The sequence below is a fragment of the Novosphingobium olei genome (assembly GCF_012927405.1).
In the GTDB taxonomy this organism is placed as follows: Bacteria; Pseudomonadota; Alphaproteobacteria; order Sphingomonadales; family Sphingomonadaceae; genus Novosphingobium; species Novosphingobium olei.
This window is the reverse complement of record NZ_JABBGM010000005.1, coordinates 89904-113110: the sequence shown is the minus strand read 5'-3', so window position 1 is coordinate 113110 and position 23207 is coordinate 89904. Positions and strand designations below refer to the sequence as shown.

20 protein-coding genes are annotated in these 23207 nt (G+C 66.6%); 12 read left to right on the top strand and 8 right to left on the bottom strand.

Annotation, left to right across the window (positions count from 1 at the left end; all coding sequences use genetic code 11):
- Nucleotides 1-69: 69 nt before the first annotated feature.
- The 8 genes from HHL27_RS12520 (at nucleotide 70) to HHL27_RS12485 (ending at nucleotide 9694) form a co-directional block, all read left to right on the top strand.
- Nucleotides 70-1290: an amidohydrolase family protein gene (locus HHL27_RS12520; protein ID WP_169493768.1), complete on the top strand. Its 1221-nt coding sequence runs from the start codon at nucleotides 70-72 to the stop codon at nucleotides 1288-1290.
- An 11-nt stretch (nucleotides 1291-1301) separates the two neighbouring features.
- Nucleotides 1302-2771, top strand: coding sequence for a bifunctional 3-(3-hydroxy-phenyl)propionate/3-hydroxycinnamic acid hydroxylase (locus HHL27_RS12515; RefSeq protein WP_169493987.1), 1470 nt, complete (start codon nucleotides 1302-1304; stop codon nucleotides 2769-2771).
- The gene (locus HHL27_RS12510; RefSeq protein WP_169493767.1) at nucleotides 2768-3196 is read left to right on the top strand and encodes a GlcG/HbpS family heme-binding protein; all 429 of its coding nucleotides are present in this window, start codon (nucleotides 2768-2770) and stop codon (nucleotides 3194-3196) included. Before HHL27_RS12515 ends, HHL27_RS12510 begins: the two co-directional genes overlap by 4 nt.
- Nucleotides 3193-4104 (top strand): VOC family protein, encoded by a 912-nt coding sequence (locus HHL27_RS12505; RefSeq protein ID WP_169493766.1) that lies wholly within the window; start codon nucleotides 3193-3195, stop codon nucleotides 4102-4104. Before HHL27_RS12510 ends, HHL27_RS12505 begins: the two co-directional genes overlap by 4 nt.
- 88 nt (nucleotides 4105-4192) lie before the next feature.
- Entirely contained in the window at nucleotides 4193-5026 is an 834-nt protein-coding gene (locus tag HHL27_RS12500) for a fumarylacetoacetate hydrolase family protein (protein ID WP_169493765.1), read from the top strand.
- Between the two features lie 70 nt (nucleotides 5027-5096).
- Complete coding sequence (locus HHL27_RS12495) at nucleotides 5097-7448, top strand: TonB-dependent receptor (RefSeq protein WP_169493764.1); 2352 nt, start codon at nucleotides 5097-5099, stop codon at nucleotides 7446-7448.
- 72 nt (nucleotides 7449-7520) lie between these two features.
- On the top strand, nucleotides 7521-8357 hold the full coding sequence (locus HHL27_RS12490) for an alpha/beta hydrolase (RefSeq protein WP_169493763.1): 837 nt from the start codon (nucleotides 7521-7523) through the stop codon (nucleotides 8355-8357).
- A 20-nt stretch (nucleotides 8358-8377) separates the two neighbouring features.
- Nucleotides 8378-9694 (top strand): family 1 glycosylhydrolase, encoded by a 1317-nt coding sequence (locus HHL27_RS12485; RefSeq protein WP_169493762.1) that lies wholly within the window; start codon nucleotides 8378-8380, stop codon nucleotides 9692-9694.
- A gap of 75 nt (nucleotides 9695-9769) precedes the next feature.
- On the opposite strand, the gene HHL27_RS12480 is transcribed toward HHL27_RS12485, so the two are convergent.
- Nucleotides 9770-10282 (bottom strand): DUF1993 domain-containing protein, encoded by a 513-nt coding sequence (locus tag HHL27_RS12480; protein WP_169493761.1) that lies wholly within the window; start codon nucleotides 10280-10282, stop codon nucleotides 9770-9772.
- Between the two features lie 174 nt (nucleotides 10283-10456).
- Complete coding sequence (locus HHL27_RS12475; RefSeq protein ID WP_206069581.1) at nucleotides 10457-10870, bottom strand: hypothetical protein; 414 nt, start codon at nucleotides 10868-10870, stop codon at nucleotides 10457-10459.
- 207 nt (nucleotides 10871-11077) lie between these two features.
- On the opposite strand from HHL27_RS12475, the gene HHL27_RS12470 reads away from it, so the two are divergent.
- The 3 genes from HHL27_RS12470 to HHL27_RS12460 all read left to right on the top strand — a co-directional run bounded on the left by HHL27_RS12470 (nucleotide 11078) and on the right by HHL27_RS12460 (nucleotide 13041).
- Nucleotides 11078-11854: an SDR family NAD(P)-dependent oxidoreductase gene (locus HHL27_RS12470; protein WP_169493760.1), complete on the top strand. Its 777-nt coding sequence runs from the start codon at nucleotides 11078-11080 to the stop codon at nucleotides 11852-11854.
- A gap of 195 nt (nucleotides 11855-12049) precedes the next feature.
- Nucleotides 12050-12586 carry a hypothetical protein gene (locus HHL27_RS12465; protein WP_169493759.1) on the top strand — a complete coding sequence of 179 codons (537 nt, stop codon included), beginning with the start codon at nucleotides 12050-12052 and terminating at the stop codon, nucleotides 12584-12586.
- 71 nt (nucleotides 12587-12657) lie between these two features.
- Complete coding sequence (locus HHL27_RS12460; protein WP_169493758.1) at nucleotides 12658-13041, top strand: EthD domain-containing protein; 384 nt, start codon at nucleotides 12658-12660, stop codon at nucleotides 13039-13041.
- Nucleotides 13042-13077: 36 nt separating this feature from the next.
- Here HHL27_RS12460 and HHL27_RS12455 read toward each other — a convergent pair whose 3' ends face one another.
- From HHL27_RS12455 to HHL27_RS12445, 3 genes are all read right to left on the bottom strand, one after another.
- Nucleotides 13078-14838, bottom strand: coding sequence for an AMP-dependent synthetase/ligase (locus HHL27_RS12455; RefSeq protein WP_169493985.1), 1761 nt, complete (start codon nucleotides 14836-14838; stop codon nucleotides 13078-13080).
- Nucleotides 14839-14950: 112 nt separating this feature from the next.
- Nucleotides 14951-15139: a DUF1289 domain-containing protein gene (locus tag HHL27_RS12450; RefSeq protein WP_169493757.1), complete on the bottom strand. Its 189-nt coding sequence runs from the start codon at nucleotides 15137-15139 to the stop codon at nucleotides 14951-14953.
- Nucleotides 15136-16446 (bottom strand): M20/M25/M40 family metallo-hydrolase, encoded by a 1311-nt coding sequence (locus HHL27_RS12445; protein WP_420874065.1) that lies wholly within the window; start codon nucleotides 16444-16446, stop codon nucleotides 15136-15138. The genes HHL27_RS12450 and HHL27_RS12445 overlap by 4 nt, the downstream gene beginning before the upstream one ends.
- 321 nt (nucleotides 16447-16767) lie before the next feature.
- Here HHL27_RS12445 and HHL27_RS12440 point away from each other — a divergent pair, with 321 nt between their 5' ends.
- Entirely contained in the window at nucleotides 16768-18237 is a 1470-nt protein-coding gene (locus HHL27_RS12440; RefSeq protein ID WP_169493755.1) for a DEAD/DEAH box helicase, read from the top strand.
- Nucleotides 18238-19369: 1132 nt separating this feature from the next.
- On the opposite strand, the gene HHL27_RS12435 is transcribed toward HHL27_RS12440, so the two are convergent.
- The 3 genes from HHL27_RS12435 to HHL27_RS12425 all read right to left on the bottom strand — a co-directional run bounded on the left by HHL27_RS12435 (nucleotide 19370) and on the right by HHL27_RS12425 (nucleotide 23206).
- Nucleotides 19370-20302, bottom strand: coding sequence for an electron transfer flavoprotein subunit alpha/FixB family protein (locus tag HHL27_RS12435; RefSeq protein WP_169493754.1), 933 nt, complete (start codon nucleotides 20300-20302; stop codon nucleotides 19370-19372).
- Nucleotides 20302-21048: an electron transfer flavoprotein subunit beta/FixA family protein gene (locus HHL27_RS12430; protein WP_169493753.1), complete on the bottom strand. Its 747-nt coding sequence runs from the start codon at nucleotides 21046-21048 to the stop codon at nucleotides 20302-20304. Before HHL27_RS12430 ends, HHL27_RS12435 begins: the two co-directional genes overlap by 1 nt.
- A 136-nt stretch (nucleotides 21049-21184) precedes the next feature.
- Nucleotides 21185-23206, bottom strand: coding sequence for an acetyl-CoA carboxylase biotin carboxylase subunit (locus HHL27_RS12425; RefSeq protein WP_169493752.1), 2022 nt, complete (start codon nucleotides 23204-23206; stop codon nucleotides 21185-21187).
- Nucleotide 23207: the final 1 nt, after the last annotated feature.

Below are 23207 nucleotides of genomic sequence, written 5' to 3'. Positions count from 1 at the left end.
CTTCAAAAACGATCAATAGCAATTGCATCGACGCTCCGGCCGAAGTCCGGGAGTGCTGGGAGAAGATCTATGCGGACGCTGATCCGTGATGCGCGTATTTTCGATGGCACCGGAAGCGCTCTGGTGCAGGGCTCGGTCCTGATCGACGGCGACCGGATCGCGAAAGTGGCGCTCGGACCGTCCGCGATTGCCGATGGTGACGCAGGCAGCGTGATCGATGCCGCGGGCCGCACGCTCATGCCGGGCCTGGTCGAATCCCACGCCCACCTTACCTGGGGCTCGTCGGTCGAAAAGATCTACCACCAGTTCGTCCTGCCACCCGAAGAGCTGAAGGTTGCCGCATGGCGCAATGCCCGCGTGCTGCTCGATCACGGATTCACCAGCGCCTATTCCGCCGGCGCGCTGGCCGATGGCATCGAAGTGGAGCTCGCTCGCGCCATCGACGCCGGCGAAACGCCAGGCCCGCGTCTGGTGCCTTCCACGCTCGAGCGGAGCCCGGAAGGTGCAGAGGGCGTCGAGACCGGCGATGTGTTCAACGGCCGTGGCCCCGATGCAATCCGCCAGTTCGTCTCCTACTGCAAGGAGGGCGGAATCCGCTCGATCAAGCTCGTCGTCTCGGGCGAGGATGCGCTCAAGCCCGGTACGGCCCAGCATGTGCTGTACACCAAGGAAGAAATGGAAGCGGCCGGTGCCGCAGCGCGGGAAGCCGGGCTGTGGATCGCCACCCATGCCTATTACCCGGAAGCCATCGATCTGGCGCTGAAGGCCGGCGCCCGGATCATCTACCATGCGTCCTACGCCGACGAAGCGGCTGCCGACGCGATGGTCGCGGCTCGAGACTCCACGTTCTACGCGCCGTCGCCGGGTGTCTCGATCGCGGCGATCGAGGCCAATCCACCGCCGCACATCGACATGAGCGCGGCCAAGGCCAGCGCGGCCGAGCGCATGGAACTGGAGCGCAAGCTCGTCCCGGCGCTCAAGGCGCGCGGGGTGAAGATCCTGATCGGCGGGGATTATGGCTTCCCCTTCAACCCCAACGGTCGCAACGCCCGCGATCTGCAGATCTTCGTCGATCACTTCGGCTACACGCCGGCCGAGGCGCTCGTGGCGGGAACCCGGCTGGGCGGCGAATTGATGGGCCTGCCGGTGGGCGAGGTGAAGGAAGGCTATCTCGCCGATCTGCTGCTGGTCGACGGCGACCCGACCGAGGATGTCGCCATCCTGCAGGACAAGGCGCGTCTTGCGATGATCATGAAGGGTGGCGCGCTTCACAAGGCGCCGGCCGCCTGATGGACCAGCCGATGTACGACGTTGCCATCATCGGCTGCGGCCCTGTGGGCGCGATGGCGGCAAACCTGTTGGGGCGCGCCGGCCTCAACGTGGTCGTGCTCGAAAAGGAGCGGACCCACTATCCCCTGCCGCGCGCCGTTCATCTCGATCACGAGATGATGCGGTTGTTCCAATCGGCTGGTGTGATCGAGCGCGTCGAACCTGACATGGTCGCCACCGACGGTCACCTGCATGTCGGCGCGGATCACGGCACGATCCGCTACATGGGTACGGTCGGAAAGCCGCGCCCGTTCGGCTGGGCCAACGACTACTTCTTCTATCAGCCCGAGCTGGAAGCGCATCTTCGCGCGGCGTTTGCCGACAACGGTGCGATCTCACTAGAGCTGGGCGCCGAATTCGTCAGCCTCCGCCAGGGCGGTGGCCAGGTAACGGTGGCCTATGCGCAGGACGGGCAGGACAAGGAAGCAACCGCCCGCTGGGTGATCGCCGCCGATGGCTCGCGCAGCCCGGTGCGCAAGGCGCTCGGCGTCGCGCTCGATGATCTGAAGTTCGAAGAGCCCTGGCTCGTCGTCGATGCCGAAGTCGATGGTCCCGTCAGCTTCCCCCAGATCACCGGCGTGCCCGATGGCGCGGATCTGCAACGCCTCTCTGTGATGATGTGCGATCCGGCGCGCCCGGCTACGGTGGTGCCGGGGCGTCGCAACCATCGTCGCTGGGAATTCATGCTTTTGCCGCACGAGGACGATGCGGCGATGATGCAGCCAGAAGCCGTGGCCGCGCTTGTCGGCGCGTGGATGAAGGATGTGCCGCACCGCATCGTGCGCGCTGCGACCTATCGCTTCCATGGCCTCGTCGCCGAACACTGGCAGGTCGGCAACGTGTTCCTGGCCGGCGACGCCGCGCACCAGACGCCCCCGTTCTTCGGGCAGGGCATGTGCCACGGCCTGCGCGATGTCGCCAACCTTGCGTGGAAGATGGCGGCGATTGCGCGGGACGGCGCCAGCGAGGCGCTGCTCGAAACGTACCAGCCGGAACGCGATCCCCACGTGCGCGCGGTGATCGGCGCGGCGGTTGCCGCCGGGCGCTACATCTGCGAGCTGGACCCTGCCAAGGCAGCGGCCCGCGACGCGGAGATCCGCGCTGCGTCTGCGCAAAAGCAGGGCGAAACCGCTGCTGACCTCATTCCGGCCATTGCCGACGGTATCGTGCTCGCCGGCACGCCATCGGCGGGCGAACGCTTCATCCAGCCGCTGCTGACCGATGGTCGCAAGCTCGACGATCTGGCCGGGCAGGGCTGGCGCCTGTTCACGCGCGATGCGCATCTCCCCGACAATGGCGCGGTGGCAGCGTGGCTCGATGCGCGTGGTGTGTCCGCGGTGCTCGTGCGTCCCGACCACTATGTTTTCGGGACGGGTGAGGTACAGTCTCTTCTACAAGCCCGGGCAGCGATGCTTGGAACCAGCCTGACGGTGGCGGCATGACTCTCTCCCTCCATGCCGCCCAGTCCATCATCGCCGGCGCGCTTGATGCTGCTCGGCAACGCGCGGCCAAGCCGCTGGCGGTGGTGGTGCTCGATGCCGGGGGGCACCCCGTAGCCTTCGCTCGCGAGGACGGGGCCAGCCTGTTCCGCTTCGACATCGCCCGCGCCAAGGCGATGGGCGCGATCGGCATGGGCGACAGCACGCGCGTCCTGGCCGAACGGGCCAAGGGCAACCCCATCTTCTTCCAGAGCGTCACCGCCGTTGTCGGCGGCGATGTCGCCTTTTCGCCGGGAGGCGTGCTGGTCCGCCATGCGGGCGCGATCGTGGGCGCGATCGGCATCAGTGGCGATACCGGCGATTGCGATGAGGAATGCGCACTGGCTGGGCTCGCCGCAGCCGGTTTCAGCACGGAGTCCGAACAGTGAAGTTGCGCAGCATCGAACTCGCGCTGCCCGATCCGGCAGGCGCGGCGGCCTTCATGGTCGACGTATGGGGCCTGACCGCCGCCGATCAGCGCGGCGATACCCACTACCTGCGCGGCACGGGCACGTTCCCCTACCTCGTCGCGTTCGAGAAGACTGATGGCGAATTCGTCCGCTCGACCACGTTCGTGTGCAGCGAGGATGAACTGGCAGGCCTCAAGGCGCGGATTGCAGCCAAGGGCTGGCCCGCCAGATCGGTCGTCTCGACCGATCCGGGCGAGGGCCACGGACTGCTGGTCGAACTGCCCGAAGGCACCATTCTGCGCTTCCTCGCCGGAACGAGCGAAGTCGCGCCGATCGAAGGTTTTGCGAAGTCTTCCAAGCGCGTTTCCCCGGTCAAGCTGACGCACGTGGTGTTCAACGCTGCCGATGCAGAGGCGATGGGACACGCGGTCGAAGACGTGCTCGATTTCCGGGTTTCGGACCGCACCAAGGGCATGGTCTTCGTCCGCTGCAACGATAGCCACCATTCGACCGCGTTCGCCCGCGCCGGCTTTGCCAGCCTCAACCACATCGCCTTCGAAATGGACGATCTCGACGCTGTCATGCGCGGCATCGGCTGGATGCGCGACAATGGCTTCGCGCCTGCATGGGGCCCGGGCCGCCACGGGCCGGGCGACAACGTCTATGCCTACTACATCGCGCCGTTCGGTCCGGTGATCGAATATTCGACGGCGGTCGAAAAGGTGCCGGCCGATTATCAGGCTGGCGCGCCCGATGACTGGACCTGGCCCGAACAACGGATCGACCAGTGGGGCATCTCAGACAAGGATTTCGCGGGCCTTCGCACGGCTGAAGAGCGGTTCCGGTGCCATCGCGACTGGGACGCGGACGAAACGATTGAGAATTGATCGACGCGCCTTTGTCGGCGCGACGGCGGTGGTCCTGCTGGCAGGACGCCATGCCGGCGCGAGGACCGGGCGACGGGGAGAAAAGACAATGACGCAGTACATCAGTTTTCGCCGCCCGGACGGGACCAAGAGCTTCGGCAGGATCGACGGCGACAGCATCGACGATCTCGGCACTCCGGGCGTCGCGTCGTTTCTCAAGGACGCGCTTGGTGGCGATCTTGCTGCGCTGGTTCCGACCGGTCGTTTCGCCCGAAGCGCCGTGCGTCTTCTCCCGGTGGTGCCCAACCCCGGCAAGATCCTGTGCATCGGGCTGAACTACGCGACCCATGTGGCCGAGACGGGACGCGATCAGAAGGAATACCCTGCGGTCTTCACGCGCTGGGCCGACACGCTGGTGGCCGATGGAGAGCCGCTGCTGCGTCCGGTCGAAAGCACGCGGTTCGACTACGAAGGCGAACTGGCCGTGGTCATCGGCAAGGGCGGCCGGCGCATTGCGCGTGCCAATGCGATGGCGCATGTCGCCGGCTATTCGGTGTTCAACGATGCATCGGTGCGCGATTGGCAGCGCCACAACATCCAGTTCACGCCGGGCAAGAACTTTCCGGCCACGGGGGCCTTCGGTCCCGCGCTCGTGACGCCGGACGCGGTCGCCGACCTGTCCAGCCAGCGGGTCACGACCACGCTCAACGGGCAGGTGGTGCAGGATCAACCGATCAGTGACCTGATCTGGGATATCCCGTTCCTGATCGAATACTGTTCGACCTTTACCGAGCTGCACCCGGGCGATGTCATCGCCACGGGCACGCCGGGCGGTGTCGGCGACAAGCGCAATCCGCCGCTCTACATGAAGGCGGGCGACCGCATCGAAGTCTCGATCGGTTCGATCGGCACGCTGAGCAACCCCGTCAACGACGAAATCTGACCAACCTGCCGCGCGAGGCGAGGGGGTCTCAAGTCGCGCGGCCAATCACTGGAAGTTTGGGGAGTAGATCATGAACCGTTTCAACCGTTCCGCCCTGCTGGGCGGTCTCTGCCTTGCTGCGTTTTCCACCCCGGCCTTTGCACAGGACGCGGCGCCGCCGCAGGACGCCGCGACCGCCGCGCCGACCGACGTGGGCGAGATCATCGTCACCGCCACCCGCCGCGCCGAACGTCTGCAGGACGTGCCGATCGCGGTTTCGGCCGTGACCAGCCAACAGCTGGCGGCCACCGGGTTCAAGGACCTCACCAACATCCAGTATTCGTTCCCCTCGGTCCAGTTCGGCCAGACGCCGAACGACGCCGGCTTCCGCATCCGCGGCGTGGGCACGCTGGGCGGCTTCACCAGCTCGTCGGAACTGCCGGTCGGCCTCGTTGTCGACAACGTGGTGATCGGCTTCGGCAACCCGGTGCAGTCGCTGGGCGATCTGGAACGCATCGAAGTGCTGAAGGGCCCGCAGGGTACGCAGTTCGGCAAGAACGCGTCGTCGGGCGTGATCAACATCACCACCAAGCGTCCCGACATGGACAAGGTCTCGGGTTCGCTGTTCGGGTCGTACGGGTCGCTCAACGAACGCGACATCCATGGCTCGGTCAACCTGCCGCTCGGCAAGACCGCCGCGCTGGCCATCTATGCGTTCGACCGCGAATTCGACGGCTATGTCGATAACGTCGTTCGCAACGAAAAGTGGGGCGGCCAGCACAACTATGGCGGGCGTGCCAAGCTGCTGTGGGAGCCGAGCGATGCGCTGTCGATCTACGTGATCGGCGACTATTCGAAGACCAAGACCAAAGGCCCCGGCCAGCTCTGGACGCTGAACCATCTCGATGCCAACCTGACGGCACCGGGCGGCCTTGTCGGCCTGCCCTTCGTCAACCTCGCCGCGCTCGGCGTGACGATCAACGAGCATAACGACAAGTCGATCGACGATGGCGCCGGCTACAGCTCGGTCGAATATTACGGCGCCTCGCTCCAGGCGGACCTGAAGCTGGGCGACTACACGCTGACCTCGATCACCGCGTTCCGCGAACAGAAGGAAGGCGCCTTCGCCTTCTCGATCGACGGCCTGCCGTATGAAAAGTTCTATGCTCGTGATCCCGGCCAGACCCGCCGATCCTATTCGCAGGAACTGCGCGTGACCTCGCCTTCGGGCCAGGCGCTCGAATTCATTGCCGGTGCCTTTGCCTCGCGCCAGGAAACCGGCATCGGCCTTGGCCAAAGCGCGATCCTGCGTCCGGCGATGCCGTATTCGACGTTCCCGACCGTGTCGATCACCGCCGGGTACAACCATACCGACACCACGACCAACAGCATTGCCGGGTATCTCGATGGCAAGTTCCACGTGTCGGACACCTTCGCGCTGCTCGGTGGCCTGCGTCTGACGCACGACAGCGTCACGTCGCACAACTACAGCACGGTGGACCCTGATCTTGCGCCCTTCGTGCCGCCGATGCCGTCGAACGGCTTCACGCCGTCGGGAACCGTGCCTTACGCAACCCGTGATCTCACCACCGGCAAGACCAAGGCGACGAAGCTGTCGGGCCGCGCCGGCGCGGAATTCAAGCCGAGCCGCGATCTGCTGTTTTATGCAACCTATGCGCGAGGTTACCTCGGGCCGACGGTGACCTTCTCGGGTCTCACCGGCACGCGCAGCAACGTGAAGCCGCAGCAGGTCGACGACGTGACGGTCGGCGCCAAGATGCAGTTCCTCGACCGGGCGCTGACGGTCAACGTCAACGCCTTCTGGGACAAGTACAAGCAGCTGCAGACATCGGTGTTCAACGGCCAGGAATTCCTGACCGAAAACGCCGGTGCCGCCGAAGCGAAGGGCTTCGAAGTCGAACTCGTCATGCGTCCGACCCGGTCGCTTTCGTTCAACGTCTCGTACACGTACTCGGACGCCAAGTTCACGGACTACCTGACCGCTTGCACCGATTACCAGAACCGCACGGGTCTGGCCGCCACGGTCTGCAACAGCTCGAGCGGCACGTCGCTGTACCAGGCCGCTGGCGAAGCGCTTCCGGGTGCGCCCAAGCATGCCGTCACGGCAGGAGTGTCGTACGAGCAGCCGATCGGCGATGCGCTGAAGTTCGACTTCGCGATGAATTCCTCGCTGCGCAGCGACGTGTCCTACGCCGTGGGCGATCCCTACCAGCACCAGGACGGATACGTCATCGTCAACGGCAACATCGGTCTTGGTTCGATCAACGATCGCTGGCGGGTCGGCGCCTTCGTGCGCAACCTGTTCAAGCAGGACTTCAACGCGGCGGTCATCAGCCTCCCGTTCACCAATGGCGGCTACGTCAACTGGCGCACGCGCGAAGCCGAACGCACCTTCGGCGTCAGCCTCGAAACGAAGTTCTGACATGAAGGCGGGCGGCGGCTGGTTGTCGCTGCCCGCAGCCCCTCGCAGCAGGACGATGCGATGAACCTTGGCATGACCCGCACAGCCATCGCTGCAATGGGGCGGACGCTTGGCCCCGCCGTCATCGAACAATGCCGCGCGCTGTTCGAACAGGAACAGCAGGCGCTCATGCAGCGCGTGCCCGCTGCTGCGGTGGACCGGTGCTATGGCGATCATCCACGCCAGACGCTCGATCTCTACGGCACGCCGGCCGGGGCACCGGTCGTTCTCTTCGTCCACGGGGGCGGTTTCCGTGTTGGGGACAAGGGCGGCGCGCACGATTGGCAAAACGCTGCGGTCGGGCGCATGGTGGCCGAAGCCGGCATGCTCGGCGCGGTCATGAACTACCGGCTGCTGCCCGATGCGGCTTGGCCTTCGGGGGGCGAGGACGTGCTGGCCGCGTTCGACTGGCTCGTCGCCAACGCCACCGGCTTCGGCGGTGACCCCGCCCGCATCGTGCTGGTCGGCACGTCGGCAGGCGCGGTGCACATCGCCACCGCGCTCAAGCTGCGACCCGATCTCGCCGCCGCGGGCCTGGTTCTGCTATCGGGCCTCTACGGCTGCACCCCGCTCGATGACAGAGACCTGCCCTACTACGGCCCTCAGGCCGATTATGCCGCCCGGATGCCGCTCGACGCGCTGGTCGATACCGCGCTGCCATTGCTGGTGGCCTGTGCCGAATTCGATCCGCCGCGGTTCCAGGCGGAGTTTCTCGGGCTGATGTCGGCGCGTCTGGAGCGTCACGGCGCGATGCCGCGCGGGTACATCGCCAGCGGGCACAATCATTACTCGATGGCGATGCACCTTGGCACCGAAGACCGTCGCCTTGCCGACGAGATCGTCGGCTTCATCGGCCAGCACTGCGCCTGACATTGTTGAAAGGAACGAACGTGATCGATCGCCGCACGCTTTTGGCCGCGAGTGCCGCGCTGGGCGCCGTTCCCGCGTTTGGCCGTTCGCCAGTGCGCCAGGCCGACGGCCCCTCGGGCTTTCCCCGAGGCTTCCTGTGGGGCGCGTCGACGGCCGGGCACCAGGTCGAAGGCAACAACACGAACAGCGATTGCTGGCTGATCGAGCACGTTACGCCAACCCTGTTCCGCGAATCTTCGGGCGATGCCTGCAACAGCTTCCTGCTGTGGGAGCAGGACCTCGATCTGGTCAAATCGATCGGGCTCAACAGCTATCGCTTCAGCATCGAATGGGCGCGGATAGAACCCGCCGAAGGCGAATTCTCGGTGGCGATGCTCGATCACTACAAGCGCATGATCGCGGGCTGCCGGGCGCGGGGGCTCGCCCCGGTCGTGACGTTCAATCACTACAGCGCGCCACGCTGGTTCGCTGCGGATGGGGGATGGACCAATCCCAAGGCGCCCCTGCGCTTTGCCCGGTACTGCGAGCGCGCCGCGCGTCACCTGGCCGGCGACATGGCGATCGCGATGACGCTTAACGAACCCAACATCAACCACCTGTTGCAGCTGATCCTTCCGCCCGAGGCGATCGGCGGCATGCGGGCGATGCTGCAGGCGGCCGCCCGCATCAGCGGTTCGGCGAAGTTCTCGGTCGCCAATGCAGTGGACCCAGACGACTTCGAGGTGTTTACCCGGACCATCATCGCCGGGCATCGCGCCGGTCGCGATGCGATCAAGTCGGTCCGTTCGGACCTGCCCGTCGGCTTCAGCCTCTCGATGCTCGACGATATCGCGGTCGGCAGCACCTCCATGCGCGACCGCATGCGCGAGCGGCTCTACGGCCCGTGGCTCGAGGAAGCGAAGCAAGACGATTACCTCGGCGTGCAGAACTACGAGCAGGCACGCTGGACATCGAAGGGGCGGCTGCCGCCCGAAAGGCCTGTCCCCGGCAATCCGATGGGGGCCGATGTCAGTCCGCTGTCGCTGGCAGGCGCGGTCCGCTTTGCCCATGCCGCCACGGGAAGGCCGATCCTGATCAGCGAACACGGCGTCAACACAACCGATGATGCCGTGCGCGCGGCCTTCATCCCGGCGTCGCTGCAGGCGCTCAAGGGCGTGATGGACCAGGGTGTGCCGGTTCTCGGCTATCTCCACTGGTCGCTGCTCGACAACTACGAATGGGTCTCGGGCTTCCACGGCAAGCTCGGCCTTGCCTCGGTCGATCCGGAAACGTTCGCGCGAAAGGCCAAGCCCAGCGCTGGGGTTCTGGGCCGGATTGCCACCGCCAACGCACTCTGAGCAAGGACGGGCAGGGGACGGGCCGCAGCGCATTGCCGCGCCGCCGCCCGTCGCTTGCCCGTAAACCCCGGTCCGTCAGCCCTGCTTGAGCCGAAGCTGGCCGAGGAAGTCGCGCTTGCCGATCGGCACCCCCTTGGCCCGCAGGATGTTGTACGCGGTCGAAGCGTGGAAATAGAAGTTCGGCAGCGAGAAGGTCATCAGGAACTCCTCGGCCACGAACTGCAGGCGAAAATCCCCGGCAACGAAGGCCACGTCATGGCCTGCCAAGCCATCCACGTCTGCCGGGGACAGCGCTTCCAGACCAGCCTGCGCTTCGGCGACAACGGCCTTCAGGGCGGTAAAGCTATCGGGTAGCGCATCGCGTGAAGGCGAGAACTGGCCCTGCTTTGCCCCGGCGATCGCGCCCAGCGAATGGACTGCCGCCTGCTTCACCTGAAACCCCAGCGGCAGCATGTCGTCGATCAGCCGCGCGCCGACCAGCTCGGACGGATCGATCCCCTGTTCCGTGCAAAAGGCCTCGGCCTTGTCCAGCGCGCCGAGGATCTGGCGGTATGTGGGCACGGTGGCGGCGTAGAGCGAAAACGACATGATTTTCCTTCCCATTCGAGCGGCACCGGCGCGCCTCTTGCCGCTCCGGTCCGCCGTCCTGTTATCGCGCCCCGCCGCTCCTGCCCAGTGCCGCTCCTGCCGAGTGTCGCTCCTGCCCAGTGTCGCTCCTGCCCAGTGTCGCTCCTGCCACTCTGACGCGTGCCCGGAGCACGGTCAGTTCATGATCGAGACCGAGACCTGGAATGGCACCGGCCGCTTGGTCCGGGTCACCGCGCCCATGGTGTAGACGCGGATGCGATACTGGCCGGTGCGCGGCAGGACCACGCCGGTGGCGTCATTGCCATCGATCGAGCTGTTGTAGATCGCCTCGCCGGTGCTGCCCGGCGGCATGATATTGAAGTATGCTGCCTTGGTGATCAGCGATACGCCCATCTTCTGGCCGCCACGCGCGCTGATCAGGTAATCCTTGTAGGTATCGCCAACGATCGCGCCCTTGACCGAAGCGTTATCGTTGCCCTTGGCAAAGGCGATCACCTGGCTTGCCTGCGCCAAGGCGGGCGCGGTGCCTGCCAGCACTGCAACCAGCGCTGCCCCGATCAGCATGGCACGGGCAAAAATCCCTTTCATCGCGATGTCTCCTTGCGCGAAAGTTGCCGGGCAGGGGCGTGGACGCGACGTGGCCGCCTACCCGACGGGAAGGAAACTGGCCTGCCGGGCGCGCCATCGCCATTGGCAAATGGTGCCAGCTTCTGGGCAATCGGCGCAGGCTTGCAGCGCGGCGATGATCGGTGCAGTCATGTTTGACCAGAAAACGTACGAGAGGATCGAAGCCCCATGCAGCAGAAGGACCCCGCGCGCAGCGTCGCCGGATTGACCGCCATCGTCACCGGCGCCGGCAGCGGCATGGGGCGCGCCACGGCCGAAGTCTTCGCCCGCGACGGGGCCAATGTCGCGCTGTGCGACATCAATGGCGAAGCGGCCGAGCGCGTTGCGCAAGCCATCCGCGATGCGGGCGGATCGGCCCGGTCATGGCCGCTCGACATCACCGATCGCGGCGCGCTCGAAGCGTTCGTTGCCGATGTCGCCGCCACCTTCGGCGGGATCGATGTGGTGGTGAACAATGCCGGCATCGCCGCGGCCACCCCGCTCGAAGATCCGACTTACGATGCGGTGTGGGACCGCACCATCGCAGTGCTGCTCACCTCGCACCAGCGCATGATTCGCGCGGCGCTCCCCTGGCTGCGCAAGTCGACCTCGCCGCGCGTGGTCAACATCGCCTCGACCGAGGCGCTGGGCGCAACGCTGCACCAGAGCGCCTACAGCGCGGCCAAGGCGGGCGTCACCGGGCTGACCCGCAGCCTCGCGGTGGAATTCGGCAAGGAAGGCATCACCGTCAACTGCATCTGCCCGGGCCCGATCCTGACGGGCATGACCGCGGCGATCTCGGACGAACACAAGGAGCTTTACGCCAAGCGCCGCACCGCGCTGCGCCGGTATGGCGCGCCCGAGGAAGTCGCGCACATGACGCTCAGCCTGTGCCTGCCAGCCGCCTCGTTCCTGACCGGGGCGACCATCCCGGTCGATGGCGGGCTGATGGCGCGCAACGCCTGATCGGACCTGCCAGCCGCTGCAGATCGCAAGTCTTACCGGCTTGTCCATCTCCCATGGGCCAAGTCCTTGGGCACGCTGCGGATCGTCCACTTAACGACGCCCTAACCACGCGACCGCTAAGGTTTGCCTAGTCGCCGGGAGAATCGTCCGCTTCCCGGCGACACGGAGGTAGCCTGACATGTGCGAGAGCGTGCGATGACCGAACCATCCCGCAGCGGCTGCGCCACGCAGATCCTCTCCGAGATGCGCGAATTCGCCGGTTTTACCGCCGGTGCGCAGCGCTACATCCGCCGCAGCCTCGATGTCGGTCTGCTCCGGGAGGATGCCTTCCGTCTCTGGGCGCGCGATGCGGCCGAAACCGCCTCGATACGCACGCAGTATCTCGTCTACGAGGAACTCGACCAGGTCCGCGCCATGCTCCCCGAAGGTCCGGGTGCGGCGGGGCTCGAAACCTTCGTAGGCAAGCTGCTGCGGCTCGCCGCCTTCGATCTCGGGCAGAACTATCTCTGCGGCTTTCCTGCCTTCCGCTTCCTCTATGAACGCCTGCTTGGTCCCGATGTGCGGCCGTGGCTTCCCGCCGCGTTCTGCGGCGCCGCCGCGCTGCCCCAGATTGCGCCAGCCCGCCGCCGCGTCCTGCTCCAGACGATCAGCGAAGCCGCCGCCACCGCGCCCGGCTGGTCCAGCCGCCCGCCGCGCTTCTTCCCCGAATTCGTCGAACTCGAAGTCGCCTGAAGCGCGCGCTTGCGCCGGTCGGCGCCCTCGGCCACCCTCTTCCCGCAAAACAATCCGGGAAGAGGTTCGACATGCTCAAGATGGTCTACTGCATCCGCCGCCACCCCGATCTCTCGGTCGAGGAATTCCAGCGCTACTGGCTCGAACAGCACGGACCAAAGGTGCGCTCGGTCGCCGAAACCATCGGTGCACGGCGCTATGTGCAGAGCCACACCCGCCTGCCCGACTACAACGAATCCTTCCGCCCCACGCGCGGCCTGAAGGAAGGCTACGACGGCATCACCGAAATCTGGTGGGACAGCATGGAAGACTTCGCCCGCGGCAATTCCGAAGCCGGCCGCGATGCCGCGCAGATGCTGCTCGACGATGAACGCGGTTTCATCGATTTCGCCAATTCCTGCGTGTTCATGACCGAGGAGTTCGAGATCTTCGATCTCGCGTCCTCGCCTGCCTGAACCCGCCTGAACCCGCCATGCGCGCCCGCGCCGGGGTCAGCTTTTGTAGAGCGAATCGATTCGCGCGCCGTACCGCTCGCGGATCTTGTGGCGGCGGATCTTCATCGACGGGGTCATCTCCTCGTTGTCGATGCTGAACGCTTCGTCGGCGAAGGCGAACTGGCGCACCTTTTCGATCACCGAAAGGTCCTTGTTCACCCGGTCGACCGCGGCCCGCACTGCGTTGCGGAAGGCGGGCAGGTCCTGCAGCTCCTTGAAGTCGAAATGTTCGCCCTGCGCGCGCGCCCAGTCCAGCGCCCATTCGGGATCGGGCACGATCAGCCCGACCACGTAGGGCCGCTTGTCGCCCGATACCATCGCCTGCGCGATCTCGGGTTGCAGCGTCAGCATGCCCTCGATCTTCTGGGGCGATACGTTGTCGCCCTTGTCGTTGACGATCATGTCCTTCTTGCGGTCGGTGATCTTGATTCGCCCGCGCTCGTCGATGTGGCCGATGTCACCGGTGTGCAGCCAGCCGTCGATGATCGTGCGCGCGGTCTCGGCCGGGTTCTGCCAGTAGCCGTGCATCACCAGCTCGCCGCGCACCAGGATCTCGCCATCCTCGGCGATCTTCACCTCCACGCCCTTCATCGGCGGGCCGACGGTGTCCATCTTCAGCCCGGCGCGCGGGCGGTTGCACGAAATCACCGGCCCCGCCTCGGTCTGGCCATAGCCCTGCAGCATGGTCAGCCCCATCGCGTCGAAGAACACGCCGACTTCGGGGTTGAGCGGCGCCCCGCCCGAAACCATCGCCTTGATCCGCCCGCCGAAGCGCGCGCGGATCTTGGGCCGCAGCGCCGCGTTCAGCACCAGGTCCATCGGCGCATCGACCAGCCGCTTTCGGCCCTCGGCCTTGCGCGCGCCGATCGCCAGCGCCCGACCCATCAGGTAGTTGGCGAGCTTGCCCTGCTTTTCGACCTGCTTCATGATCCGCGTGCGCAGCACCTCGAACAGGCGCGGCACCACCACCATGATCGTCGGGCGCGTCTCCTCGATGTTGCTGGCGAGCTTTTCCAGCCCCTCGGAATAGTAGATCTGCGCGCCAATGCCGATCGGCAGGTACTGCCCGCCGGTATGTTCATAGGCGTGGCTCAGCGGCAGGAACGACAGGAACACTTCCTCCTCGATCCCGAAGTCCTCGGCCAGGATCGTCGCCGCGCCTTCGACATTGGCCAGGATCGCGCCGTGGTGCTGCATCACCCCGCGCGGCGCGCCGCCGGTGCCGCTGGTGTAGATCAGGCAGGCGGTGTCGCTGCGCTTCAACCCGGCGATCCGCGCATCGACCGCCTTGCGCGCCGCCGCGCCATTGCCGCTCGTCAGGCTGTCCCAGTCATGGAACGCCAGCACGCCCGCCTGCATCCGCTTCAGCGGCTCGATGCCGATCACGTGCTCCACGCAAGGCGATCGCAGCGCAGCGGTCAGCAGCGGCGCGGCAAGCTTCGGGGTAGACACGATCACCGCCCGCGCACCCGAATTTTCCAGGATGTGGTGATGATCGCGCTCGGTGTTGGAGGTGTAGGTCGGCACGGTCACCAGCCCGGCGGCCATGATCGCCAGATCGGCAATGCACCATTCGGGGCGGTTTTCCGACACGATCACCACCCGGTCGCCGTCGTTCAGCCCCAGCGCGCGCAAATGCTCGGCCAGCAGGCAGACCTTCTCCGCCACCGCGCGCCAGCTCTGCTCGCGCCACTTGCCTTCGCGCTTGGCCCACAGGAACGGCTGCTCCCCTTTCGCGTCGGCCCGTGCGAGGAACATCGCCACCAGGCTCGAAAAGCCGCCAAGATCCGAAATCTGTACCAAGTTGCGCGATCCTCGTCCCGTTTTGACAGACGAACCTAGAGTCCGCCCGCCGTAACGGCAAGCCGCGTCAGGGGCGTGACTGTGCGGCGATGCGCGCCAGGATCGCGTGCTTCTGCGCCGCGCTTGCCGTCAGCCAAGCCGCGATCTCCTCGATCGTGCGCGCGCAGCCCGCGCACGTGCGCGTCGCCCGGTCGATCGTGCAGACCTTCGTGCACGGGCTGGGCGGATGCGCCCCGTCCGGCCCGGACCCGCTCACCGCTTCTCGGCTGCCAGCCGGCTCATCAGCAGCGCCGCGCGCTTGGCCTGGAGCCAGATCGAAGACACGTCGACCGTCTCGGCCGGGGTATGGTCGCCGCTCGATGCGGGGCCAAGGCCGGCCAGGCCCGGCACGTCGGCAGCCACGAAGCTGATGTCGCCCGCCCCGCGCTTGGCGGGATCGAGCGCGGGCATCGCGGGCAGCCCCAGCGCCGCGTTCACCGCGTTGAGCTTGCCGAGCAGCGCCTTATTGGCTTGCGTAGGCGCCATCGGCGGATAGCCGTCCTCGAACGCCAGCCTGGCGGTGGCGCCGGGATAGGGCCGCGCGACGATGGCCTGCATCTTGGCCACCGCCGCCGCATGCTGTTCGGGCGAAAGCGTGCGCAGGTCGCCGCGCGCCAGCGCCTTGGCCGGGATGATGTTGGTCTTGCCGCTCGCGCTCACCCGCGCCTGGTCGGCATCGAGCGCAGCCAGCGCGCCCCCGCCCATCAACCCGACGTTGAGCGTCAGGTTGGGCTCGGGCACTTCGGCGCGGAAGGCGGCGATCATGCGGGCGAGGGCATAGATCGCGCCATCGCCATCGGCGCCGAACACCCCGCTCGAATGGCCCGACTTCGCCTGCACCGTCAGCGTCCACGAAAAGGCCGAACGGCGCGCGATCGAGCCCATGTCCACCGGCTTGCCATCGGCGCCCGCCATCCGCACCAGCCCCTCGAAATCGAGCGCGGCATCCGCCCGCTTGCCCGCCGCGATCAGGTCGGCGCGCGCCGCGCTCTGCGGATCGCCCGCGTCCTCCTCGTCGCCGGTCAGGAACACCTCGATGTTGGCGCCCTTCAGCGTGCCCGCCGCCTGCATCGCGCGCAGCGCGGCCAGGATCGTGACGACGCCGCCCTTGTCGTCGGCCACGCCCGGGCCCATCGCCTTGTCGCCGGCGCGGGTGAACTTCTGGAAAGGCGAATCCGGCTCGAACACCGTGTCGGTATGACCGATCAGCAGCAACCGCCTGGCCCCCTTCGCTCCGCCATGCGTCGCCAGCAGGTGGCCGGCGCGGCCGGTCTGCTCCATCGGCAGGAACGTTACCTTGAAGCCCAGCGCCTCGAACTCGGGCGTCAGCATGGCGATCACCGCCTTGTTGCCGGCGATGTTCCGGCTGCCCGAATTCTGGTTCACCAGCTTTTCCAGCAAGGCGAGCGTGCGCCCCTGCTCCTTGTCCACCGTCGCTATCATCGTCCGCTCCTGCGGCGATGGCGCAGGCGGCGCGGCCAGGGCCGGCAGCGAAAGAGCCAGCGAAGCAAGCGGAGCGATCAGCAGGCGAACGGCGGGTCTGGTCAAGCGCATGGGCCAGAGCATAGCCGGTCGGCCGCCCGATGCCAGCGCCGGATCGCGCCTGCGGGCGCAATTTCCTTGCTTTTGCGCGCAATGCGTTTATATGCAGCGCAGCAAGACCGGCGACGGAGCATTTCGTCGCACGCTCGGGCAAGCGTGAGATCCGCCGTTTCGACATGGTGAGATCCGCCCCAGCCGCACGGGCCTTGCCTCACCTGCTTCCCCTTTCACGCACGGGTCGCGCGAACGACGACCTGTCGCGCGCCGCCCATCCGTTGGCGCGCCAACGAAAGACTTGTTTTCATGTCCTATTTTTCCGATCTTGGCCTCGCCGAGCCTATCCTGCGCGCGCTCGAGACCAAGGGCTACAACGATCCCACGCCGATCCAGCGCCAGGCCATTCCCGCCCTGCTCGAAGGGCGTGACCTGCTCGGCATCGCGCAGACCGGCACGGGCAAGACCGCGGCGTTCTCGCTGCCCTCGCTCCACCGCCTTGCCGCCGATCCCAAGCCCCGCAAGCCCGCCTCGTGCCGCATGCTGGTGCTCTCGCCCACCCGCGAGCTCGCCGCGCAGATCGCCGAAAACATCAAGGGCTATGCCAAGAACCTGAAGCTCGGCGTCGATTGCGTGTTCGGTGGCGTGCCCATCGGCAAGCAGGCCCGCCGCCTGGTGCAGGGGACCGACATTCTCGTCGCCACGCCCGGCCGCCTGCTCGACCTGATCGACAACCGCGCGCTCACCCTCGGCCGCACCGAGATCTTCGTGCTCGACGAAGCCGACCAGATGATGGACCTCGGCTTCATCCATGCGTTGAAGCGCGTCGCCAACCTGCTGCCAAAGAACCGCCAGTCGCTGTTCTTCTCGGCCACCATGCCCAAGTCGATCGAAGACCTCGGCAAGCAGTTCATCCAGAACCCCGTCCGCGTCGAAGTCGCCCCGCAGTCGACCACGGCCGAACGCGTCGAACAGTACGTCACCTTCCTCAACCAGGCGGAAAAGCAGGCGCTGCTCAGCTTGCGCATCCGCGCGATGCTGGCCGATAAGACGCTCGACCGCGCGCTGGTGTTCACCCGCACCAAGCACGGCGCCGATCGCGTCGTGCGCAACCTCAATGCCGCCGGCATCGATGCCCGCGCCATCCACGGCAACAAGACCCAGGCGCAGCGCACCGCCGCGCTCGAAGCCTTCCGCCAGGGCTCGTGCCCTGTGCTCGTCGCCACCGACATCGCCGCGCGCGGCATCGACGTTTCGGGCGTGTCCCACGTGTTCAACTTCGAACTGCCGAACGTCGCCGAACAGTACGTCCACCGCATCGGCCGCACCGCGCGCGCTGGCGCCGATGGCATCGCCATCAGCTTCTGCGCGCCCGATGAAAAGCCTTACCTGCGCGACATCGAGAAGCTGACCAAGGTCAAGCTCGAGCAGGTGCCGCTGCCCGAAAACTTCCTCGCCGAAGCGGCCAAGCTCCCCTCGGCCAAGCGCACGCCCGAGCAGCTGGCGCAGGACGCCCGCCGCGAAGAGCGCGACGAACGCGGCCGCTTCGGCGATCGTGGCGAACGCCGCGGTGGCGGTGGCCGCGACGGGAATCGCGATGGTGGCCGGGGTCGTCCCCAGGGCCAGAAGCCCGCGCAGGGCGGCCAGCGCTCCGGCGGTGACGGCCAGCGCACCGCCGCCGAAGGCGAGCGCGGCGAAGCCGGCAAGCCCCGCCGCTTCCGCCCCCGCGGCGCCCCCGGCGTCGGCGCCCACCGCAACAAGGTCCGCCGCGCGGGTTGATAAAGAAACGTGGGAAAGCAGGGACTTATCGTCCCTGCACCCTGTCGACGTCTCCCGGTAAGAGCTGAGCCGTTGTCCTCCCCTCCATGGGGAGGGGAACTACCCGCGGGGTGGTGGAGTGGTGCGGGCACAGCGCGCGCCATCAAGAAGAGAACAGTCCTTCGACAAGCTCAGGACGGACGGGGTTGAGGCGTAGCGCCTACCCTCGCCCATAGCGTCATCCCAGCGAAGGCTGGGATCGCTGGCCGTCATGCAGACCGCTGGCGCGCCTCCCAACCCTTCCGCAAACCGCCAAAGATGCCAGCCTACGCTGGCATGACGTTTGAGGAGTGAAGAAGCCCTCCCCACACCGCCTGCCCTGAGCCTGTCGAAGGGCTGCCCTTGTCCTTCCAGCGCAACAGCGAGATCGAACGCAGCACCTCCCCAAAGCGCTTGGCCAGCGCCGGAAGACGTCCCGGGAGCGCGAGGGGGTGCCCCCCTCGCATCTACCCCTTCCTTCCCGACCTTGACAAAACGTACCATATAGGTTATACGCCCCGCCACGGACCGGGAGCGGCATGGCCGGCTTGCTCTTCGCTCCTTCGGGCCAATCTCCACGATGGGAAAGGCCCGACGCGACCGGCGCGGGTCGGCGCTGCGGGAGCCGCATTCCTTTCGGGGGATACGGCAGCGAGGGCGTTAAGCCCCAAGTCCCGGGCACACCCAAGCCACTGCAACGGACGGGCGGATGTGGTGCGGTGGTTCAACCGCGTGGCAGCGCTCCCTTGCGAGTCCGGTTCCAGTCCGGTCCGGCCCCTTCATGCGGCCGCGACCAATCCCGGAACTTATCCTCGCGGGACTTATCGCTACGGACCGGGCCGCCTTGCGAGCCGCCGCCCGGGTTTCGAGCCCCCGTCCGACTACAGGCTGAGCCGATCCGGGATAGCCAACGCCCCGCCGGCCACTCGCCACAGCGTTCCTCTTGCCCTCCACGCGCACGCGCCACGCATGGCGCCCGCGCCGGTCGCGCAGGTCCGTACACTTCCCAACGGCGTTATCGTCCGGGCTCGCCGCCGGATGCGCCCTCGTGCGCACAAACGAAAAGGGCCCCGCCGCGGCGGAGCCCTTCGCATTCAAAACCGTCAGGTTCCGATCACAGCTTGCCGGTAAGTTCCGGAACCAGCGTGAACAGGTCGCCGACGAGGCCGATGTCCGCCACCTGGAAGATCGGGGCGTCCTCGTCCTTGTTGATGGCGATGATGGTCTTGGAATCCTTCATGCCGGCGAGGTGCTGGATCGCACCCGAGATGCCGACCGCGACGTAGACTTCGGGCGCGACGATCTTGCCGGTCTGGCCGACCTGGTAATCGTTGGGCACGTAGCCCGCGTCGACCGCAGCACGGCTCGCGCCGATCGCGGCGCCGAGCTTGTCGGCGAGCGGGGTGATGGTCGATTCGAAGGTCGCCGCGTCCTTGAGCGCACGACCGCCCGAGACGATGATCTTCGCGCTGGTCAGTTCCGGACGCTCGCTCTTGGCGATTTCCGAACCGACAAAGCTCGACAGGCCCGATTCGGCCGCACCCGAAACCGCTTCGACCGCAGCCGAACCGCCGGTGGCGTTCGCCTTGGCGAAGGCAGTGCCGCGCACGGTGATGACCAGCTTGGCGTCGCTCGATTCGACTGTGGCGATGGCGTTGCCGGCGTAGATCGGGCGGGTGAAGGTCTTGGGGCCTTCGACCGACAGGATTTCCGAAACCTGCGCCACGTTGAGCAGCGCGGCCACGCGCGGCGCCACGTTCTTGGCGGTGGTCGTGGCGGCGGCGACGAAGGCGTCGTAGCCGGCCATCAGGTTGGTGATCAGCGGCGCGACGTTTTCAGCCAGCGCGTTGGCAAGCGCGGCGTCGTCGGCCTTGAGGACCTTCGACACGCCTTCGATCTGCGCGGCGGCGGCGGCAACGCCGTCGACACCCGAGCCGGCGACCAGAGCGGTGACATCACCCAGCTTGGCAGCGGCGGTGACGGCGGCGAGGGTGGCGTCCTTGACGGCGCTGCCGTCGTGTTCGACCCAGACGAGTACGTTGGCCATCAGGCGACTCCCAGTTCCTTGAGCTTGGCAACCAGCGCGTCGACGTCGGCCACCTTGATGCCGGCCGAACGCACCGGCGGTTCGCTGACCTTCAGCGTCTTGAGACGCGGGGCGGTGTCCACGCCGTAGTCGGCGGGCGCCTTGGTCGCGAGCGGCTTGCTCTTGGCCTTCATGATGTTCGGCAGCGAGGCATAGCGCGGCTCGTTCAGGCGCAGGTCGGTGGTGACCACGGCCGGTAGCGCCAGCTTCACGGTTTCGAGACCGCCGTCGATTTCACGCTTCACGACGACCGAATCGCCTTCCACGGTGATCTCGTTGGCGAAGGTGCCCTGCGGACGGCCGAGCAGCGCGGCGACCATCTGGCCGACCTGGTTGCTGTCGTCGTCGATCGCCTGCTTGCCGGTGATGATCAGGCCCGGCGCTTCCTCGTCGGCCACGCCCTTGACGATCTTGGCCACGGCCAGCGGCTCGACCTCGTCATCGGTCTGCACCAGGATCGCGCGATCGGCGCCCATGGCGAGCGCGGTGCGCAGCGTTTCCTGCGCCTTGGCAGGGCCGACCGACACCGCCACGATTTCGGTAACCACGCCCTTTTCCTTCAGGCGAATGGCTTCTTCGACGGCGATTTCGTCGAACGGGTTCATGCTCATCTTGACGTTGGCGAGATCGACGCCCGTGCCATCCGCCTTTACGCGCGGCTTCACGTTATAGTCGATCACGCGCTTCACCGTGACCAGGGCTTTCATGCTGTCAGGCCTTTCTCGTGTTCCACTGAAGCGCGCATAATTGGCGCTTACGTAAACGTCAACCTGTCCCGAGGGTCGGGCGTGAAAAACTTAACTAATCGGTTAAATCGTTCCGCGCCCGCCCTTGGCGACCGGCTTACTCCATTTCGAGGATGATCGCATCCACGGCCAGGCTCTCTCCAGCCTTGGCGTTGACCGCCTTGACCTTGCCCGCCTTCTCGGCGCGCAGGATGTTTTCCATCTTCATCGCCTCGACCACCGCGAGCGGCTGTCCGGCCTCGACCGTATCGCCTTCGCCGACATGCAGCGCCACGAGCAGGCCCGGCATCGGGCAGATCAGGAACTTCGAAAGATCCGGCGGGACCTTTTCGATCATGTGGCGGGTGAGGTGGGCGACGCTGGCCGGCAGCACCTGCACCTGGTGGATCGCACCGCGCGTGGTCAGCTTGAAGCCGGCGCGGAACGGTTCGACCTTCACCGTCAGCGGCTTGCCGTCGACGTCGCAGGCCACCATGCGCTGGCCCGGCGTGTATTCGAGCGCGATGTCCACCGCCTCGCCATCGACGAGCACGTCGTCCTCGGTCAGTTCGACCGCGAAGGTCGACCCGGCGATCGTCACCGACCACTGCGCCGGGGGATCGAGCTCGTCACCCAGCTGCTGGTCGACCTGGCGCGCGCGGTCGGCCCGAGCCGTCGCCAGGAAGCCAGCAATGGCTGCAAGCGTGCGCTTGGTGCCGTCGTCGGTCGCCGCGCCGTGGAAGCCTTCGGGATATTCCTCGGCGATGAAGCCGGTGGTCAGCTCGCCCGAGCGGAAGCGCGGGTGCTGCATGATCGCGTTGACGAAATCGATGTTGTGGCCAAGCCCTTCGATCTCGAACGCGTCCAGCGCGGCGATCTGCTTGTCCGCCGCTTCGTCGCGCGTCTTGCCCCAGGTGACCAGCTTGGCGATCATGGGATCGTAGAACATCGAGACTTCGCCGCCTTCGTAGACGCCATCGTCCACGCGCACGCCGTCCACGCCGCGACGGCCGTTCTCGGCGCCGTCATCGGTCCAGCCGGGCACCGGCGGGTTGTAGCGGATCAGGCGACCGGTCGAGGGCAGGAAGCCGCGATAGGGGTCTTCGGCATAGACGCGGTTCTCGATGGCCCAGCCGTCGATCTTCATGTCGTCCTGCGTCATCGCCAGCTTTTCGCCGGCGGCCACGCGGATCATCTGTTCGACGAGGTCGACGCCGGTGATCGCTTCGGTGACGGGGTGTTCCACCTGCAGGCGGGTGTTCATTTCGAGGAAGTAGAACGATTCGCCCGTCGGGTCCGCGCCAGAGACGATCAGTTCGACCGTGCCCGCGCTGTAGTAGCCGACCGCGCGGCTGAGCGCGACGCACTGCTCGCCCATGGCCTTGCGCATCTTCGGCGTGACGAAGGGCGAGGGCGCTTCCTCGACCACCTTCTGGTGGCGACGCTGGATCGAGCACTCGCGCTCGTTCAGGTAGAGGATGTTGCCGTGCTTGTCGCCGAGGATCTGGATCTCGATGTGGCGCGGGTTGAGGATGAACTTCTCGATGAACACGCGGTCGTCGCCGAACGAGTTCAGGCCCTCGCGCTTCACCGACTCGAAGCCTTCGCGCACGTCCTTCTCGTTGTAGGCAAGGCGCATGCCCTTGCCGCCGCCGCCGGCCGAAGCCTTCATCATCACCGGGTAGCCGATCTCGTTCGAGATCCGCACGGCGTGTTCGGTGTCCTCGATCTCGCCCACGAAGCCGGGCACGACGTTGACGCCGGCTTCCTTGGCGAGCTTCTTCGATTCGATCTTGTCACCCATCGCGGCGATCGCGCCGACAGGGGGGCCGATGAACTCGATGCCTTCTGCGGCCAGCGCCTCTGCGAAGCTGGTGCGCTCGGACAGGAAGCCATAGCCCGGATGGACCGCTTCGGCGCCGGTCTGCTTGCAGGCGGCGATGATCTTGTCCGCGATCAGGTAGGACTGCGCGGCGGGCGCCGGGCCGATGTGCACGGCCTCGTCCGCCATCTGCACGAAGGGCGCGCGGGCGTCGGCGTCCGAATAGACGGCCACGGTCTGGATACCCATGCGACGCGCGGTCTTGATCACGCGGCAGGCAATTTCGCCACGGTTGGCGATGAGGATTTTCTTGAACATT